Below are 17,983 nucleotides of genomic sequence, written 5' to 3'. Positions count from 1 at the left end.
TCAAAAGCGCGGAAGGTGGGCAAACGGCAGCGCGCCGCCACTTACACGCATGCGGCCGAATTCAGCGCAGCGGTGCAATGTGGGAATCGCCTTGTCGGGATTGAGCAAGCCGGCCGGATCGAAGCTGCGCTTCACCGAGAAAAACGCTTCCAGCTCGGACGGCGTGAACTGCACGCACATCGAATCGATCTTTTCGATGCCGACGCCATGCTCGCCGGTGATGGTGCCACCGACTGCCACGCATAGCGCCAGGATCTCCGCGCCAAAGGCTTCGGCGCGCTGGAACTCGTCCGGGATATTCGCATTAAACAGTATCAGCGGATGCAGATTGCCATCGCCCGCATGGAACACGTTCGCGCAGCGCAGGCCGTACTTGACCTCCATCGCCGCGATGCCGGCCAATACCTGGCCCAGACGCTTGCGCGGGATGGTGCCATCCATGCAGTAGTAATCCGGAGAGATGCGGCCGGCGGCCGGAAAAGCGTTCTTGCGGCCGGACCAGAACTTGAGCCGCTCCGCCTCCGACTGCGAGACCGCAATCGCACTGGCACCGGCGCCGTTCAGCACCGCCGACATGCGCGCGATCTCTTCTTCCACTTCCTCGATGGTGCCATCGGCCTCGCACAGCAGGATGGCGGCGGCGTCGGTGTCATAACCGGCCTTGACGAACGGCTCCACCATGCGCGACGAGGTCTGGTCCATCATCTCCAGGCCAGCGGGAATGATGCCGGCAGCGATCAGCGCCGCCACCGCGTGGCAGCCCTTCACCACCTCATCGAACGACGCCATGATGACGCGCGCGGTGGCCGGCTTGGGCACCAGCTTCACCGTCACCTCGGTGACGATGCCCAGCATGCCCTCGGAACCGATAAACACCGACAGCAGATCCAGCCCCGGCGCATCCAGCGCGCCGCTGCCCAGCTCCACCACATCGCCCTCGATGGTGACCACGCGCACGCGCAGCACGTTATGCACCGTCAGACCGTATTTCAGGCAATGCACGCCGCCCGAGTTCTCGGCCACATTGCCGCCGATGGTGCAGGCGATCTGCGACGACGGATCGGGCGCGTAATACAACCCATACGGCGCCGCTGCTTCCGAAATCGCCAGATTGCGCACGCCCGGCTGCACCACCGCCGTCCGCGACGTCGCATCCATGCGCACGATCCGGTTCAGGCGCGCGGTCGACAACACCACGCCTTCGGCAATCGGCATGGCGCCGCCGGACAAACCGGTGCCAGCGCCGCGCGGCACAATCGGCACGTTCAACTCATGGCACACCTTGAGCACCGCAACAATCTGCGCCTCGCTATCCGGCAGCACGACAATCATCGGCAGCTGCCGATAGGCGGCCAGACCGTCGCACTCATAGGGACGGGTATCCTCCGGCGCCGACAGCACGGCACGCGCCGGCAGCACTTGCTGCAACGCCGCAGCCACTTGCTCACGCCGCAGACCTGGATCAGTTACAGTGTTCATTGGTGCTCACGCCTGAAAACACAGATACACGATTGTAAGCACAAATCAGTGGCCCGTTGTTGTATTCTTCGGTGCATAACCAATCAGAGGCTGAACATTATGGGTAACCGACTTTCTAAAATCGCCACGCGCACCGGTGACGGCGGCACCACGGGCCTCGGCGACGGCAGCCGTACCGACAAGGACAGCATCCGCATTATCGCCATCGGTGAGGTGGATGAGTTGAACTCGCATCTGGGCCTGCTGCTGTGCGAGGACATGCCAGCCGATCTGCGCGAGGAACTGATTACCATCCAGCACGATCTGTTCGACCTCGGCGGAGAGCTGTGCATTCCCGGCTATCAGATGATCAAGGAAGCGCACGTGGAGCGGCTGGATGTGCTGCTGGCGAAGTACAACGCCACGCTGCCGCCGCTGACGGAATTCATTCTTCCGGCGGGATCGCGCGCGTCGTCGCAGGCGCATGTGTGCCGCACGGTGTGCCGGCGCGCGGAACGCAGCATCGTCACGCTGGGCAAGGCCGAGACCATCCACGAACATCCACGCCAGTATGTGAACCGTTTGTCCGACCTGCTGTTTGTGCTGTCGCGCGTATTGAACCGCTACGCCGGCGGCAGCGACGTGCTGTGGCAGCACGAACGCAAGCGCGACTAGTCTGCCATTAATCGCCGAACAGACGCGCCATGCCGCGCGCCATGCTCAGACGCGAGGCGTTGGCGGGATAAGCGCTCGAAATCAGCGCAGACGACTCGCCTTCCGCCAGCTTGCGGTAGAAGCTGACGATGTCTTCCGCCGACCAGCCGGCGCGGTGCGCCAGCACCATGCCGAGGTGGTCGGCCTCCGATTCCTGCAGACTGGATAGCTTCGACAAGCGGATTTGCAGCGACAGGTCGCTGTCCAGCCGCGCCATCACCACGTCCAGCGGCACGGCCGGCAGACGATTCACCAGCATCGCTTCCGAAAAGGTTTCACGATGATGCTCGGCCACCGCGTGCGCCACTTCATGCGCCAGCAGCATCGCCAGTTCGCCGTCGGTCAGCGCCAGCTGGTGTACGAAGGCACTGCCGACCAGGATCTTCCCGCCCGCCATGCAGATCGCATCCACTTCGGTATCGCTGGTGGTGTGGACTTCCCACTGCCATTGGGCGGTCTCCGGTTTCAAGTCGATAGCCACGCGTATCAGTTCGGCGCTGATGTAGCGCAGTCGCGCCAGCAGCGCGCGGTCTTCATCCAGCTTGCCGGCCGCCGCCAGATCCACCGTGCGGTCGATATAGCGGTCCTCCATGCCGGCATCCACTTCCGCCGCGCTGTACAGCAGCTCCTGCGCACGGCCGGACTCCGGCACTTGCGCTTGCACGGTGCAGGCTAGCAGCAGTAACAAGGTTGCGCAGGCGGTTCTCATGCCATCCTCTGATATAAACTGTTTATATCAATATAGGACAGCTTGCCGGCTACGCAAGGAAATTTCAGGAATCGTTGTATCCGGGCAGCAGCGCGATTTGTTCGGCGAGATAGTCCAGCAGCAATCGTGCCCGCAATGGCTGGTAGCGGCGCGACGGCGACAACAGGTGCAACGGCTGTTCCTGTCCATACCATCGCGGCAGCACGCGCACCAGCGCGCCACTGTCCAGCAAGTCCTGCACCAGCCATAACGGACACAGGCCGATGCCGCCAGCGGCAGCCAGCGCTTCGCGGATGGCCAGTGCGTGATTGACGCGATAACGGCCCCGCGTCGGCACAGTTTCGGTCTGTTCGCCGTTATGCAATGTGAGCAGATCGCCATCCGCCAGCCAGGCGAAACGGATATAGTCGTGGCGCGCCAGATCCTGCGGCTGCTTTGGTTTGCCATGCGCGCGCAGATAGTCCGGCGACGCCACCAGCTGGCGCGGCGAGCTTCCCGCCAGCCGCGCAATCGCATCGGGCGGCAGTTCGCGTCCCTGGCGGACGGCGATATCGACGCCTTCCTTGACCAGATCGACCATGCGGTCATCGAGTATCAGCTCGATGTCGACTTGCGGATGGCGCGCCAGGAACGGCGCCAGCATGGCGTTGAGGCAGAACTGCCCGAATGCCGCCGGCGCATTCACGCGGATCAGGCCCGCCGGCGTTTCGGTCTGGCCGCGCGCTTCCGCTACCGCTTCCTGATATTCGGCCAGCACGCCGAGCGCGCGCTGGTAGAAGCGCATGCCTTGCGGCGTGGCTTGCAAGCTGGTGGTGCTGCGTTCCAGCAGCCGCACGCCCAGTTCCCGCTCCAGCGCGGCGACGATTTTGCTGATGGTCGGCTGTGTTGTGCCTTCCTCGCGAGCGACGGCCGACAGGCTGCCCAATTCAACGGCGCGCACAAAGCAGCGTAGCGAACGGATGGTATCCATCTGATCCTCATTCGATATTTGAATGAAGTATAGTCACAATCGCCGTCTTCTGCACTTGAATGGAATGTCATATCGTGAGCTTTTCGACAGGAGAGCATCATGAAGCGATACCTTGCGGCTGCCGCGTTGGCAGCCATAATCAATACGCCGCAGGCGGCAGAAAACTGGCTGGCGACCTGGCAGGCCAGCCCTCACGCGGTCTGGGATAGCAACGGGTTTGCGCTGCCGACCGGTGTGCCGGCGGTGTTGGAGCGGCAGACGGTGCGTGAGACGGCGCGCATCAGCGTCGGCGGATCACGGCTGCGCGTGGTGCTGTCAAACCGTTATGGCACGCAGCCGCTCCTGGTGGGCGAGGCGCGCCTGGGCCGCGCCGGTGAGACCACGCGGCCGCTGACTTTCGGCGGCAAGGCCAGCGTGGTGATCCAACCCGGCGCGCCAGCCGTCAGCGACGCTCTGGAAATGCCGGTGGCGGTACTGGAGAAGCTGGCCGTCAGTGTGTATCTGCCGGAGCGCACGCCATTGGCGACCTTTCATTGGGGCGCGCAGCAGACAGGCGCTATTATGGCTGGCAATCGCACTGCCGACGCCACGCTGGCGGATGCGCAGCCATTGCACGGCCGCGCGCTGCTCAGCGGGATCTGGGTAGATGCGCCGGCCGGAGCGGCGACGGCGACAGCGGCTCCGGCGGCGGGCGTGGTCGCCGCATTTGGCGACTCCATCACCGACGGCAATGGCTCCACGCCCGACCAGGACCGCCGCTGGCCCGACTACCTCGCCGCGCGCTTAAGCCCAGGCGGCGTTGCGGTAGTCAACGCCGGTATTTCCGGTGCGCGCCTGCTGGGCGACCGCATGGGCGTCAACGCGGCGGCGCGCTTCGAGCAGGACGTACTGTTGCAGCCCGGCGTCCGCACCGCGATTGTGCTGATGGGGATTAACGATATCGGCTGGCCCCAATCCATCTTCGCCCCGCATGAAGCGCCGATGACGGCGGACCGCATGATCGCCGCCTACCGCCAGCTGATCGCCCAGGCCCGCGCGCACCAGGTGCGAATCATCGGCGCCACGTTGCCGCCGTTTGAAGGCACGGCCATCGACGACTACTACACGCCCGCCAAGGACGCGCTGCGCCGGCAGGTCAATCAGTGGATCAGGGAGAGTAACGAGTTCGACGCGGTGGCCGATATGGATGTGCTGCTGCGTGACCCGCAGCAGCCGTCACGCATGCAACCACGCTACGACAGCGGCGACCACCTGCACCCGGGCGATGCGGGGTACGAGGCGATGGCCGCCGAAGCCGTTCGTGTGCTTAGCCGTTATTGACGACCAGGCGTGGTTCTTCGTTCTGGTAGCGCTGTTTGATCGAGGCTGTGATGCCGGCGGCATCCAGGCCCACGCTGGACAGCAGCTTGGCCGGGTCGCCATGGTCGATGAACTTGTCCGGCAGGCCAAGCATCAGCACCGGCTTGACGATGCCTTCCGCCGCCAGCGCTTCCGCCACGGCAGCGCCGGCGCCGCCCATGATGCAGCCCTCCTCCACCGTCACGAGGTAATCGTGATCGGCGGCCAGCTGCTTGACCAGTTCCACGTCCAGCGGCTTGACGAAGCGCATATTGGCCACGGTCGCGTTCAGCGTTTCGCCGGCGGCCACGGACGGCGCCACCATCGAGCCAAACGCCAGGATCGCGATTTTCTGGCCGGTGCGTTTGATCTCACCCTTGCCGATTTCAAGCGTGGTCAGCTCCGGCTTGATCGCCGCGCCGATGCCGGCGCCGCGTGGGTAGCGGATCGCTGCCGGACCGTTGTACTGGTAGCCGGTGGTCAGCATCTGACGGCATTCGTTTTCGTCCGATGCCGCCATCACCACCATGTTCGGGATGCAGCGCAGGTAAGCCAGGTCGTAATTGCCGGCGTGGGTGGCGCCGTCCGCGCCTACCAGGCCTGCACGGTCCAGCGCAAAGGTCACGTCCAGGTTTTGCAGCGCCACGTCGTGGATCAGCTGATCGTAGGCGCGCTGCAGGAAGGTCGAGTAAATCGCCACCACCGGCTTGAGGCCTTCGCAAGCCAGGCCGCCGGCAAAGGTTACGGAGTGCTGCTCGGCGATGCCGACGTCGAAGTAACGGTCCGGATACTCATGGTTGAAGCGCACCATGCCCGAACCTTCGCGCATGGCCGGCGTGATGCCGACCAGTTTTTTGTCGGCGGCAGCCATGTCGCACAGCCAGTCGCCGAATACATCGGTGTAGCTTTTCTTGGCCGGCGCTGCGGCTGGCTTGATGCCTTCGGCCGGATTGAATTTCGGCGTGCCGTGGTACAGGATAGGCTCGGCCTCGGCCAGCTTGTAGCCCTGACCCTTCTTGGTCACCACGTGCAGGAACTGCGGGCCTTTCAGGTGCTTGATGTTTTGCAGCGTCGGGATCAGCGAGTCCAGGTCATGGCCGTCGATCGGGCCGATGTAGTTGAAGCCGAATTCCTCGAACATCGTGGCCGGGACCACCATGCCCTTCGCATGTTCTTCCAGCTTCTTGGCCAGTTCCAGCACCGGGCCAGGCAGCACCGACTTGCCGACGTTCTTGGCGGCGGCGTAGAACTGACCGGACATCAAGCGCGCCAGATAGCGATTCAGCGCGCCGACCGGCGGCGAGATCGACATATCGTTATCGTTCAGGATCACCAGCAGATTGACGTCGTCCTGCACGCCAGCGTTGTTCAGCGCCTCGAACGCCATACCGGCCGTCATCGAGCCGTCGCCGATCACCGCGATCGCGTGGCGATGCTCGCCCTTGATCTTGGCCGCCTGCGCCATGCCCAGCGCCGCCGAAATGGAAGTCGACGAGTGCGCGGTGCCGAAGGTGTCGTATTCCGATTCGTCGCGTTTGGGGAAGCCCGAGATGCCGTTCAGCTGGCGCAGCGTGTGCATGCGGTCGCGGCGGCCGGTCAGGATCTTGTGCGAGTAGGTCTGGTGACCCACATCCCAGACGATGCGGTCGTGCGGCGTGTTGAACACGTAGTGCAGCGCTACCGTCAGTTCCACCGTGCCGAGATTGGACGACAGATGGCCGCCGGTCTTGGACACGGAATCGAGCAGGTAGGCGCGCAGTTCATGCGCCAGCGGCGTCAGTTGGCTGTACGGCAGTTTGCGTACGTCGGCCGGGGAATCTATTTTTTCGAGCAAGTTCATTTATGCCTTCCGCTGCACGATCAGGTCCGCGAGTTCGCGTAATCGCAAAGCTTTTTCTCCAAACGGCGCGAGCGCTGCATGCGCGTCGAGCCGCAATTTTTCCGCCAGTGCGCGCGACGGTTCCAGACCCAGGATCGATACATAAGTCGGTTTGTTGTCAGCGGCGTCCTTGCCGGCGGTCTTGCCCAGCGTGGCCGAATCGGCCGTCGCGTCGAGCACATCGTCCACCACCTGGAACGCCAGGCCGATGGCGCGCGCATACACATTCAGCGCGCTCAGTTCTTCATCCGTCAAATCCTTGCCGGCCAAGGCGCCCAGCACCACCGAGGCGCGCAGCAAGGCGCCGGTCTTCAGCTGGTGCATGCGTTCCAGCTGTTCCAGCGTCAGGCTGATGCCCACGCTGTCCAGATCAATCGCCTGGCCGCCGCACATGCCGGCCGAACCGGATGCCTCGCCCAGCAGGCGCACCATCGCCAGTACGCGTGCCGGCGGGATCTGGTCCGCTGCCGACAGCACCATGAAGGCCTGCGACTGCAAGGCGTCGCCGACCAGCAGCGCGGTGGCCTCGTCGTAGGCGATATGCACGGTCGGTTTGCCGCGGCGCAGTTCATCGTCGTCCATGCAGGGCATGTCGTCGTGCACCAGTGAGTAGGCATGGATCATTTCGACGGCGGCGGCGGCGCGGCTCAGGGTTGCCGAGTCGGCGCCGAACAGCGCACCGGCCGCGTACACCAGCAGCGGACGCACCCGCTTGCCGCCACCCAGCAGCGCATAGCGCATCGCCGCGTGCAGCTTGGCCGGGATCACGTCGGCTGCAGGCAGATAACCGGATAAATCGTTTTCCGATCCGGCCTGCACGGTTTTCATCCAGTCGTCAAAGGCGCTCATTGTTCGCCCTCGCCGGTGACGACGAAGGGTTTCAGCATCTCGCCTTCCAGCACTTTGACCTGGGATTCCACTTTTTCCAGCTGGGCGGCGCAGAACTGCACCAGCGCCGAGCCGCGCGCATAGGCGGCCACCGAAGCTTCCAGCGGCAGTTGGCCTGCCTCCATTTGCGCGACCAGCTGCGCCAGTTCCGCCATCGCCTCTTCAAACGAAGCGGGAGCGAGGGCGGCGGCGGTCGCGTCGGCAGTTAATTTCTTAGACATAGTCACTCAGTTATCTTTGGCATGCTTGGCACACTTGAGGCCCGCGCAGTGTAACCCGGTATTTTAGAACAAACCATCTTATCAGGTGGAACATTAGCGGGCCATGCAGCGGCGACTCTGGATTTTATCGCAATCGCCCCCATTTGCCTTGCAAGCATGCAGTTATTGCAATTTTTTGCACAATTAACGAGCACAGCATACTGTCAGTCGAGCGCAAAACACGGTATAATCGCCGGTTCCGTCCTAAATACCACCTCAACGCATTCGTATGCGGGTCTTTACGGATTCTGTCTCTTCTTGGTTTGAACATTAATTAAGGGGGGTTTGGATGTCCGATCTGGGTACCCACGCCAAGCTAGCGCGGCCAACTGCGCAACTTCCGGTAAGCGTCTATTTTGACGAATCGCTACTGCAGCGAGAAATGCAGCAACTGTTTAAGGCCGGTCCGCGCTATGTCGGACACGAGCTGATGGTGCCGAACGCCGGCGACTACGCCACCCTCGCCGCCGAGAATGAAGGCCGCATGCTGGTGCGTAACGCCGACGGCATCGAACTGGTGTCCAATGTCTGCCGTCACCGGCAGGCGCTGATGCTCAACGGCCGTGGCAATACGAACAACATCGTCTGCCCGTTGCACCGCTGGACCTATGACCTCAAGGGAGAGCTGATCGGCGCGCCGCACTTCCCCGAGACGCCATGCCTGAACCTGCCCAAGACCCCGTTGCAAAACTGGAACGGCCTGCTGTTCGAGCAAAACGGCTACGACGTCATGGCAGCGCTGAACGGCCTGTCGGTCACCAAAGACCTCGATTTCAGCGGCTATATGCTGGATCACGTGGAAGTGCACCACTGCGACTACAACTGGAAGACTTTCATCGAAGTCTACCTGGAGGACTACCACGTCGAGCCGTTCCATCCCGGGCTGGGCAGCTTCGTCACCTGTGACGACCTGCGCTGGGATTTCGGCCGCGAGTACAGCGTGCAGACGGTGGGCGTGCACAAGGGCCTGCAAAAGTCCGGCTCGGAAGTCTACAAGCACTGGCAGGAACAGGTGCTGAAGTTCCGCGGCGGCGAACCGCCACCATACGGCGCCATCTGGCTGACGCTGTATCCGAACATCATGGTGGAATGGTATCCGCACGTGCTGATCGTCTCGACCCTGTGGCCGGAAGGTCCGAACCGCACCAGGAACGTGGTGGAGTTCTACTATCCGGAGGAAATCGTGCTGTTCGAGCGCGAATTCATCGAGGCCGAACGCGCCGCCTACATGGAAACCTGCATCGAGGACGACGAAATCGGCCAACGCATGGACGCCGGCCGCAAAATCCTGATGGAACGCGGCGAGACGGACGGCGGGCCGTATCAGTCACCGATGGAAGACGGCATGCAACACTTCCACGAGTGGTACCAACGCAAAATGGATTTATAAGGTTTCACGATGCAGTCACTCTGGATGTTGTTTGCGAGTTTTATGTTTGCCGTCATGGGGGTCTGCGTCAAGCTGGCTTCCGCAGAATTCTCAACATCCGAATTGGTTATGTACCGGGGCGTGGTCGGCGTGATCACCCTCGGCACCATCATCACCTTGCGCGGCGAAACCTTCCGCACCGCGATGCCGGGCGCCCACGTGTGGCGCGGCCTGATCGGCGTCACCTCGCTGTGGCTGTGGTACTACTCGATCGGCCAGCTGCCGCTGGCCACCGCCATGACGCTCAACTACATGTCGCCGATCTGGATCGCCGTCTGGCTGTTTGCCATGGGCTGGTGGCATGCCAAGGGCGACATCAAATGGCCGCTGATGGTGGCCGTGGGGCTGAGCTTTGTCGGCGTCACGCTGCTGCTGCGCCCCGCATTCAATGCCAATCAACTGACGCCGGCGCTGATTGCGCTGGGTTCCAGCGTGATTACCGCCACCGCCTACATGCAGGTCCGCAAAATGGGCCTGGCCGGTGAGCCGGAAAACCGCGTGGTGTTCTATTTCACCGTCATGAACCTGGCTGCCGGCATCGTCGGCGTGTTCCTGACCGGCGGCAGCGACGGTCCCGTCTGGCATCCGATTGCCAGCCTGCGCAGCGGCTTGCTGCTGCTGGCCATCGGCGTGTGCGCCACCAGCGCGCAGATCGCCATGACGCGCGCCTACCGCCTCGGCAACACGCTGGTAGTAGCGAATTTGCAGTACACCGGCATCGTGTTTTCCAGCGTCTGGGGCGTGTTTATCTTCGGCGACGTGTTCGACTGGCATAGCTGGGCGGGCATCGGCATCATTCTCGCGTCAGGCATGGCCGCAACGTTCTACAATACGCGCAGCACCGACAAAGGCAAGGCTATTGCCGATACCGATCCCATCGCCAGCGAAGTATAAGGAAACCGTTCATGCACACCACCCTGATCGACGCCGCCACCCTGTCCCAGCATCTGGACGATCCGAAATGGGTCATCCTCGATTGCCGCCACGACCTGATGAACCCGAACGCGGGCTTCGACAGCTTCGCCATCGGCCACATCGCCGGCGCGCAGTTTGCCAATGTGGACACGGATCTGTCGGGCGCGAAAATTGGGGCGGATGGCAAGTTCCAGGGCCGTCACCCGCTGCCGGGCCGCGCTGCTTTCATCGAAACGCTGCGCGGCTGGGGCATCGACGACGACACGCAAGTGGTGGCCTACGATGCGCACGGCGGCATGTTCGCGGCACGCCTGTGGTGGCTGCTGCGCTGGGTCGGTCATCCGGCGGCCGCGGTGCTGGATGGTGGACTGGTGGCCTGGCAGGCGGCCGGCCAGCCGATGGTGACGCATGCCGAGCGCCGCACACCGGGTTCGATCAGCGAGCGTGATGCGCTGGTGTCGACGGTGAGCGTGGATGAGGTGGTGGCCAACCTGTCGACGCAAGCGCGCACCGTGGTCGACGCCCGCGCCGCCGACCGCTATCGCGGCGAGAACGAAACCATCGACCCGGTCGGCGGCCACATCCCCGGCGCCAAAAACCGCTTTTTCAAAGACAACCTGACTGCCGATGGCCGCTTCAAGGACGCCGCGCAGTTGAAGGCCGAATTTGCACCGCTGTTCGCCAGCGCACCAGAGGCCATCATGCAATGCGGCTCCGGCGTCACCGCCTGCCACAACCTGCTGGCCCTGGAAGTCGCCGGTTTGCCGGGTGCGGCGCTGTATCCGGGGTCGTGGAGTGAGTGGGTGGGTGATGCCAGCCGGCCGGTTGCGACCGGCAATTAAGATTTACGCCGTTGCCGCATCCACCGCAAGACCAAGATTTCACTCTGTTCAACGCGGTAGTCAATTGTGTGACCTGTCTTAGGAACAGGAAATCTGCGTGAGCGACGGCGATTTGTTGGCGTGCCGATATGCGGTTGAATTGCAATCAGATCGAGTGCGACCTGCAAGCGCTGCAAAACCAGCCGTCCTGCGGACTCATCTTGCGCGTTAATATGGGCCAGGGTTTGCTCTAAAGAGTGCTGGGCCTTGGCTGACCAGCGCACTGCCAGCTTAGCCGGTTTTGCGCTTGGTTTTGACATTGGCTTCCAGGATCAGCAGAGCCTTCGCCATGACTTCTTCGTGCGCGACAGTCCGGCCCGCCTTGATGTCTTCATCAGCATCCAATCCAGCTTGAACGCTCTCCTCTACATCCTCAAAACCGTACTGCCAAACTTCTGGCCATATCTCTTCTGGAGTAAGTTCAGCAAGCGCAGCAAGTCGCTCCAGACGAACATGGTCGTCAGCAGAAAGCGCAGCCAAAGCTTCAGCCTGTTTTTTAAGCCCCAGATTCATTTAGGATATCCCGACTGTAAAAGCATCATCTGCCACCAGTTCCTACCCCAGCGATCATACTACTGGCGATTACGATGGAGGCCGACAAAGGATTGAGGTGTCGCAAAAATACGTATCATCGGCTTCGGGCTGAATATAAGTCACGGTCGGACACCCAACCGCGTGTACGCTTGCGTTCAGGGCTTTCATACTCCACCCGCACCCAGCCAGATTGCGATTCGAATACACGTAGTACATTACCCTGAACTGCATAAGCTTTACGTGGACGAGTTCCCGACGAGTCATCGTGAAAATAAGCTCTCTTTGCAGAGACAACCCGGATGGCCTGCCAGCTTCCTTTTTCCGTAAGCCCAAATACCGCCGGTTCCGATGCAAAATGCTGTACATTCCAGCATCCTCCATGCTCCTCTTTCAACTTCACCCGAATAGCGCCCTGTCCCTTCTCCGCAAGAGACTCTATCGTTCCTGGAATTACATCTCTCGGGCTTAAATCTGTCGGGAACCAACTATCCACATGCGTTATGGGGGACGAGCCTGATTTTCCGTTCACGAAGAATATGCAACTGAATTGACCATTACCAGTTGAGCTTTTGAAATATCCAGTCAAAGCCCCCTCATTGTCTACGCCAATTAACATTCCATCATAATCGCCTGAAACTATGGGGGCGGCGATGCTGAACGCAGTGATCAAGCAGAGATTAAAGATAAGAAGAAATCTACACAATTCAAATAATTCCTTCATCCTTGGAAAAAAAACTTGCCTTTACGCAATGTATTGTCTTCAATGCCTAGAAATCTTCGCGATGAGCCAGCGGGCGGCGGCTGTGGTGGTGTAGAGGGCGATGCCGCTGACGAACAGGAACGCGCCGAGGGTCTGGCTGCCCCCCATGAAAGCCATGACGCCGATCAGCGCGAAGAAATCGCCAAAAACCATCCCGGCACTACGTTTGGTGCTTGTGATGTGTGACATAGCGTGGTCTCCAACGCTGCAGTGAGCTTCAGGATAACACAGTCAAATCCCCCTCGACTGCCTGATGCCGGCGAGGGGGACTCAACTTATATCATTACCACATGATCACGCGCTGCTCAGGCGGCAGGTACATCGGGTCGCCTGGTTTGATGCCGAACGCTTCGTAGAAGCCTGGCTGGTTCATCACGGTGCCCTTGGCGCGGAATTCGCCTGGCGAGTGCGGGTCGCTCTTGATCTGGGCGATGGCCGCTTCCGGACGCAGCTTGGCGCGCCATTTCTGCGCGAAGCCGATGTACAGGCGCTGCTCACCGGTCAAGCCGTCAATCACCGGCGATGGCTTGCCGCCCAGCGAACGCTGGTAGGCCTTCAGCGTCAGCGACAAACCGGAGTTGTCGCCGATGTTTTCACCCAGCGTCAGCTCGCCGTTGATGAAGTAGCCAGGCACCGGGCTGTACGAACCGTACTGCTTGACCAGGCCGGCAGCGCGCGCTTTGAAGGCGGCGCGGTCGTCGGCGGTCCACCAGTTACGCAGGCGGCCCTTGGCGTCGTACTGGCTGCCGGAGTCGTCGAACGCGTGGCTGATTTCGTGGCCGAAAGTGATGCCCAGCAGGCCGTAGTTGACCGCGTCTTCCGCTTTGACGTTGAAGAACGGCGGCTGCAGGATCGCGGCCGGAATGGTGATCGCGTTCAGCGATGGGTTGTAGCTGGCGTTGACGGTTTGCGGCGTCATCGACCATTCTTCGCGGTCGACCGGTTTGCCCAGTTTGTCCAGGTTGCGTTGACGCGCCCAGGCACGCGAGGCGCGGACGTTGGCGATCAGGTCGTTCGGCTGGGTTTTCAGCGCGCTGTAGTCGCGCCATTTATCCGGGTAGGCGATGTTCGGACGCAGCGCGGCCAGCTTGGCTTGCGCTTCTTTCTTGGTCTCCGGGCCCATCCAGTCCAGCTTGTCGATGCCTTCCTTGAACGAGGCGACGAAGTTGTTGAACATGGCCATCACGCGCGGCTTGGTTTCCGGCGCCAGGTAGGTCTTCACGTACAGCTTGCCGACCGCATCGCTGAGTGCGCTGTCGGTGAAGCGCAGCGCCAGTTGCCATTGCGGTTCGCTTTGCGGCACGCCGCGCAGCACGGTGCCTTCAAACGCAAAGCGTTCCTTGACGGTGTCGCTGTCCAGGTAGGACGCATAGCTTTCGATGATGCGCCAGGTGAAGTAGCTCTTCCATGCATCCAGCGGCACCTCGGCCACGACGTCGGAGAAGCCGGTCAGGAAGCTCGGCTGACGCACCACGGCCGACGACGCTTTTGGCGCCATGCCGCTGGCGGCGAAGTACGCCTTCCAGTCGAAGGCCGGCGCCAGTTCGCTGAATTTGTCGAAGTCGACGCGGTTGTACGATTTGACCGGATCGCGCATCTGCACGCGGGTCCATTGCACTTTGGCCAGGCGGGTCTCGATGTCGAGCACTTGCGCGGCGTGGGTGGCGGCATCCTTGTCGCCGCTCTTCGCCAGCAGCGTGGCGATGTGTTGCTGGTACTTGTCGCGCGCGCCTTTCAGTTTGACGTCGTCATCCTTCAGGTAGTAGTCGCGGTCCGGCAGGCCCAGGCCGGACTGGCCGACGTTCAGCGTGTACTGCTCGGGGTCTTGCGCATCGACCGACACGCCCGCCGAGAACGGCGTCTGGATGCTGTTGCGTTGCAGGTAGGCGAACAGCGCCGGCAGATCCTTCTTGTCCTTGATGGCGGCCACATGCGCCAGGTCGCCGTGCAGCGGCTTGAAGCCGGCCGCATTGCGCGCCTTCTCGTTCATGAAACTGGTGTACAGGTCCGCAATCTTGTGGGTCTCGCTACCGGCCTTGCCCGGATTCTTCACGGCCGCATCGATGACCGAACGCAGCTGGCCTTGCGCGGTTTCGCGCAGTTCGATGTAGGTGCCCCAGGTTGATTTGTCGGCCGGGATTTCGGTGTTGCGGGTCCAGATGCCGTTGACGTAACCGTAGAAGTCATCCTGCGGACGCACTGCCGAGTCCAGCGTTTTCAGGTCGATGCCGGAAGTTTGCTGAGCATGCGATGGGGAGGATAGGAAGAATAAGGCGCAGCAGGCAGCGCTGATAAGCGTACGGTTCACGAGGAATTCCTTTAATTGTAGTGAGAGTCGCGGCGCATGGACCTTGCGGCCATGCAGCGGACGATTATAGCGGTCCATTGCACATAGGTAATGCTGCGAAGCAGCACTTTGTGGTAAAGACGCTGCATTGGCTGAAACGTTGATTTACAATTCTCTGCCGCCCTGGCGATGGGGCGGTGCTCTGTTTGTCTAACGCGAATGATCAGGAGAACTTTCTCATGCACATTTTCGATATCGTCTGTGCCCACATGGACGCGGTGCGGCTGCCGCTGTACGCCGTCCACGCCACCCGCCTCAATCAGCCCGATAGCCCGACCCTCCTCTTCCTGCACTGGCACGGTTTCCGCCGCGCCACGCCGCTCCGGCTACCCGGTGTGACGCTGCCGGCCCGCGCCGTGCCCAGCTCCGCGCTGCAATTTGACGGCCCCTGGGCCAGCAGCAACGCGGCCGAGGAAGAACTGCTGGACGCCGCCTGGCGCCTGGGCGCGTGGGATGTGGAGCGGCTGCAGCAGCGCGCCTGCAATAGCGCCGGCGCGCCGGCCAGCGAGGCATACGCTTGCCGCCTGGCGTTCGGCGACAACGCCGCCGGCCATCCGGACGACGCCGTGCTGGGCGCCGGCGCCCCCGTGCGAGGCGAGCTGATGCGACAGGCCGCGCAACGCGGGTATGCGCGCTGGCTGTTCCAGCCGGTCAAGGGCGGCGTCTGGGCCGGGGTCGGCCCGGGCGATGACAGCCTGGACGCCGACGGCGGCCGCCGGTCCGCTTGCCCGGTGCGCCCGCTCCCGCGTGGCAGCGATTCGCGCACCGTTTACCGGCTGGGCCGCCTCGACCGGCTGCTGCTTCCTTGATACATTTTGTTACACATTGACCGTCAAACCGGCTCTTGAAAACAAAAAAATCCAAACCTACTTTTTGCATCGCTGAAGTCAGGTCCTGGGCATCAGGGCCGGTTCACTTTGGAATGATCTGTAACCATTGGAGATAAAAATGATCAAGATTCGTCCCCTTTACGACCGGGTTATTGTTAAGCGAATTGAGCAACAACGCCAAACCGCTTCGGGCATCGTCATCCCCGATGCCGCCGCCGAAAAGCCTGAGCAAGGCGAGGTGCTGGCGGTTGGCCACGGCCGCGCCCTGCCCGACGGCACCCTGCGGCCGCTGGCGGTGCATATCGGCGACTCCGTGCTGTTCGGCAAGTACGCCGGCCAGACCGTCAAGCTGGATGGCCAGGAAGTGCTGGTGATGCGCGAGGAAGACATCCTCGGCATTGTCGACAGCGCCCAGTCCACCCTCAAAGCTGCTTAACACTGACTCAACGGAGAAAAGAAAATGACTGCAAAAGAAGTACAGTTCCATGAAGATGCACGCGCCCGCATTGTGAAGGGCGTCAACGTGCTGGCCAATGCGGTGAAGGTCACGCTGGGCCCGAAAGGCCGCAACGTCGTCATCGACCGCAGTTTCGGCGCGCCGCACATCACCAAGGACGGCGTGTCGGTGGCCAAGGAAATCGAACTCAAGGACCGCCTCGAAAACATGGGCGCGCAGGTGGTGAAACAGGTGGCCTCCAAGACCGCCGACGTGGCCGGCGACGGCACCACCACCGCCACCGTGCTGGCCCAGTCGATCGTGCAGGAAGGCATGAAGTATGTGGCCGCCGGCATGAACCCGATGGACCTCAAGCGCGGCATCGACCAGGCCGTATCGTCCGCGATCGACGCGCTGAAGAACATCTCGCGGCCGATCGCCACCGGCAAGGAAATCGCCCAGGTCGGCGCGATTTCGGCCAACGCCGACCGCGCCATCGGCGACATCATCGCCCAGGCGATGGAGCGCGTCGGCAAGGAAGGCGTCATCACCGTCGAGGACGGCAAGTCGCTGGACAACGAGCTGGAAGTGGTCGAGGGCATGCAGTTCGACCGCGGCTACCTGAGCCCCTACTTCGTCAACGATCCGGACAAGCAGCTGGCGCGCCTGGAAGACCCGCTGGTGCTGCTGGTCGATAAAAAGATCGGCAATATCCGCGACCTGCTGCCGGTGCTGGAGATCTCGGCCAAGGCCGGCAAGCCGCTGTTCATCGTGGCCGAGGACGTGGAAGGCGAAGCGCTGGCCACGCTGGTGGTCAACTCGGTGCGCGGCATCCTGAAAGTGGCGGCCGTGAAGGCGCCGGGCTTTGGCGACCGCCGCAAGGCCATGCTGGAGGACATTGCCATCCTGACCGGCGCCACCGTCATCTCGGAAGAGACCGGCTTCACGCTGGAGAAAACCACGCTGGAGCAGCTGGGCAGCGCCAAGCGCATCGAGGTGCAGAAGGAAGCCACCACCATCATCGACGGCGCCGGCGAGCGCCAGCGCATCGACGCGCGCGTGGCCACCATCAAGACCCAGATCGAGCAGGCCACCAGCGACTACGACAAGGAGAAGCTGCAGGAGCGCGTGGCCAAGCTGGCCGGCGGCGTGGCGGTGATCAAGGTCGGCGCCGCCACCGAGGTGGAAATGAAGGAGAAGCGCGACCGCGTCGATGACGCGCTGCACGCCACCCGCGCCGCCGTCGAGGAAGGCGTGGTGCCGGGCGGCGGCGTGGCGCTGCTGCGCGCCCGCGCCGCCATCAGCCAGCTGAAAGGCGCCAACGCCGACCAGCAGGCCGGCATCCAGATCGTGCTGCGCGCGCTGGAAGAGCCGCTGCGGGTGATCGTCGCCAACGCCGGTGACGAGCCCTCCGTGGTGGTGGCCAAGGTGGTCGAGGGCCAGGGCAACTTCGGTTACAACGCCGCCACCGGCGAGTACGGCGACCTGGTACAGAACGGTGTGATCGATCCGACCAAGGTCACCCGCACCGCGCTGCAGAACGCGGCCTCGATCGCCGCGCTGATCCTGACCACCGAGGCGACCATCGCGGACACGCCGGCCGAGGATAAGGAAACGCAGCCCGCCTAAGCAGGC

The 17,983-nt window shown here is 62.4% G+C and carries 18 protein-coding genes; 8 read left to right on the top strand and 10 right to left on the bottom strand.

Annotation, left to right across the window (positions count from 1 at the left end; genetic code table 11):
* Nucleotides 1-1,479, bottom strand: a complete 1,479-nt coding sequence (locus GTP55_RS02895) for an FAD-linked oxidase C-terminal domain-containing protein (protein ID WP_161043486.1) — start codon at nt 1,477-1,479, stop codon at nt 1-3.
* Between the two features lie 99 nt (nt 1,480-1,578).
* Here GTP55_RS02895 and GTP55_RS02890 point away from each other — a divergent pair, with 99 nt between their 5' ends.
* The gene (locus tag GTP55_RS02890) at nt 1,579-2,133 is read left to right on the top strand and encodes a cob(I)yrinic acid a,c-diamide adenosyltransferase (protein ID WP_110847349.1); all 555 of its coding nucleotides are present in this window, start codon (nt 1,579-1,581) and stop codon (nt 2,131-2,133) included.
* A 7-nt stretch (nt 2,134-2,140) separates the two neighbouring features.
* Here GTP55_RS02890 and GTP55_RS02885 read toward each other — a convergent pair whose 3' ends face one another.
* Both GTP55_RS02885 and GTP55_RS02880 read right to left on the bottom strand, forming a co-directional pair.
* Nucleotides 2,141-2,881 (bottom strand): M48 family metalloprotease, encoded by a 741-nt coding sequence (locus tag GTP55_RS02885; RefSeq protein ID WP_161043485.1) that lies wholly within the window; start codon nt 2,879-2,881, stop codon nt 2,141-2,143.
* 64 nt (nt 2,882-2,945) lie between these two features.
* Entirely contained in the window at nt 2,946-3,851 is a 906-nt protein-coding gene (locus tag GTP55_RS02880; RefSeq protein WP_161043484.1) for a LysR family transcriptional regulator, read from the bottom strand.
* Between the two features lie 99 nt (nt 3,852-3,950).
* Here GTP55_RS02880 and GTP55_RS02875 point away from each other — a divergent pair, with 99 nt between their 5' ends.
* The gene (locus GTP55_RS02875) at nt 3,951-5,171 is read left to right on the top strand and encodes an SGNH/GDSL hydrolase family protein (protein WP_161043483.1); all 1,221 of its coding nucleotides are present in this window, start codon (nt 3,951-3,953) and stop codon (nt 5,169-5,171) included.
* Here GTP55_RS02875 and dxs read toward each other — a convergent pair.
* The 3 genes from dxs to GTP55_RS02860 are packed head-to-tail and all read right to left on the bottom strand — an operon-like array spanning nt 5,158 to nt 8,177.
* A complete protein-coding gene (gene dxs, locus GTP55_RS02870; protein ID WP_161043482.1) occupies nt 5,158-7,029 on the bottom strand; it encodes a 1-deoxy-D-xylulose-5-phosphate synthase in 1,872 nt (623 codons plus the stop codon). The genes GTP55_RS02875 and dxs overlap by 14 nt on opposite strands.
* A complete protein-coding gene (locus GTP55_RS02865) occupies nt 7,030-7,917 on the bottom strand; it encodes a polyprenyl synthetase family protein (protein ID WP_161043481.1) in 888 nt (295 codons plus the stop codon).
* The gene (locus tag GTP55_RS02860) at nt 7,914-8,177 is read right to left on the bottom strand and encodes an exodeoxyribonuclease VII small subunit (protein ID WP_110847355.1); all 264 of its coding nucleotides are present in this window, start codon (nt 8,175-8,177) and stop codon (nt 7,914-7,916) included. Before GTP55_RS02860 ends, GTP55_RS02865 begins: the two co-directional genes overlap by 4 nt.
* Before the next feature lie 328 nt (nt 8,178-8,505).
* Here GTP55_RS02860 and GTP55_RS02855 point away from each other — a divergent pair, with 328 nt between their 5' ends.
* Genes GTP55_RS02855 through GTP55_RS02845 form a run of 3 tightly spaced genes read left to right on the top strand, consistent with a single transcriptional unit; the run spans nt 8,506 to nt 11,402 of the window.
* Nucleotides 8,506-9,606: an aromatic ring-hydroxylating oxygenase subunit alpha gene (locus tag GTP55_RS02855; RefSeq protein ID WP_161043480.1), complete on the top strand. Its 1,101-nt coding sequence runs from the start codon at nt 8,506-8,508 to the stop codon at nt 9,604-9,606.
* A 9-nt stretch (nt 9,607-9,615) separates the two neighbouring features.
* Nucleotides 9,616-10,539: a DMT family transporter gene (locus GTP55_RS02850; protein ID WP_161043479.1), complete on the top strand. Its 924-nt coding sequence runs from the start codon at nt 9,616-9,618 to the stop codon at nt 10,537-10,539.
* A gap of 11 nt (nt 10,540-10,550) precedes the next feature.
* Complete coding sequence (locus tag GTP55_RS02845; RefSeq protein ID WP_161043478.1) at nt 10,551-11,402, top strand: sulfurtransferase; 852 nt, start codon at nt 10,551-10,553, stop codon at nt 11,400-11,402.
* Here GTP55_RS02845 and GTP55_RS02840 read toward each other — a convergent pair.
* The 4 genes from GTP55_RS02840 to GTP55_RS02820 form a co-directional block, all read right to left on the bottom strand.
* Nucleotides 11,399-11,701, bottom strand: coding sequence for a type II toxin-antitoxin system RelE/ParE family toxin (locus tag GTP55_RS02840; RefSeq protein ID WP_161043477.1), 303 nt, complete (start codon nt 11,699-11,701; stop codon nt 11,399-11,401). The genes GTP55_RS02845 and GTP55_RS02840 overlap by 4 nt on opposite strands.
* Entirely contained in the window at nt 11,673-11,954 is a 282-nt protein-coding gene (locus GTP55_RS02835; RefSeq protein ID WP_161043476.1) for a hypothetical protein, read from the bottom strand. Before GTP55_RS02835 ends, GTP55_RS02840 begins: the two co-directional genes overlap by 29 nt.
* Nucleotides 11,955-12,735: 781 nt before the next feature.
* Entirely contained in the window at nt 12,736-12,924 is a 189-nt protein-coding gene (locus GTP55_RS02825) for a hypothetical protein (RefSeq protein WP_161043474.1), read from the bottom strand.
* Nucleotides 12,925-13,018: 94 nt separating this feature from the next.
* Nucleotides 13,019-15,043 carry a M13 family metallopeptidase gene (locus GTP55_RS02820; protein ID WP_161043473.1) on the bottom strand — a complete coding sequence of 675 codons (2,025 nt, stop codon included), beginning with the start codon at nt 15,041-15,043 and terminating at the stop codon, nt 13,019-13,021.
* Between the two features lie 218 nt (nt 15,044-15,261).
* On the opposite strand from GTP55_RS02820, the gene GTP55_RS02815 reads away from it, so the two are divergent.
* The 3 genes from GTP55_RS02815 (at nt 15,262) to groL (ending at nt 17,977) form a co-directional block, all read left to right on the top strand.
* Entirely contained in the window at nt 15,262-15,891 is a 630-nt protein-coding gene (locus GTP55_RS02815) for a diguanylate cyclase (protein WP_161043472.1), read from the top strand.
* Nucleotides 15,892-16,033: 142 nt separating this feature from the next.
* Nucleotides 16,034-16,348: a co-chaperone GroES gene (locus GTP55_RS02810; RefSeq protein WP_161043827.1), complete on the top strand. Its 315-nt coding sequence runs from the start codon at nt 16,034-16,036 to the stop codon at nt 16,346-16,348.
* A gap of 24 nt (nt 16,349-16,372) precedes the next feature.
* Nucleotides 16,373-17,977, top strand: coding sequence for a chaperonin GroEL (groL, locus tag GTP55_RS02805; protein ID WP_161043471.1), 1,605 nt, complete (start codon nt 16,373-16,375; stop codon nt 17,975-17,977).
* The last annotated feature ends 6 nt before the right edge of the window (nt 17,978-17,983 follow it).

Origin of the sequence: Duganella margarita (assembly GCF_009857535.1) — a bacterium.
Classification (GTDB): domain Bacteria; phylum Pseudomonadota; class Gammaproteobacteria; order Burkholderiales; family Burkholderiaceae_D; genus Rugamonas; species Rugamonas margarita.
Note: the sequence above shows the minus strand (reverse complement) of the source record. Positions and strands in the feature narration are given on the sequence as shown.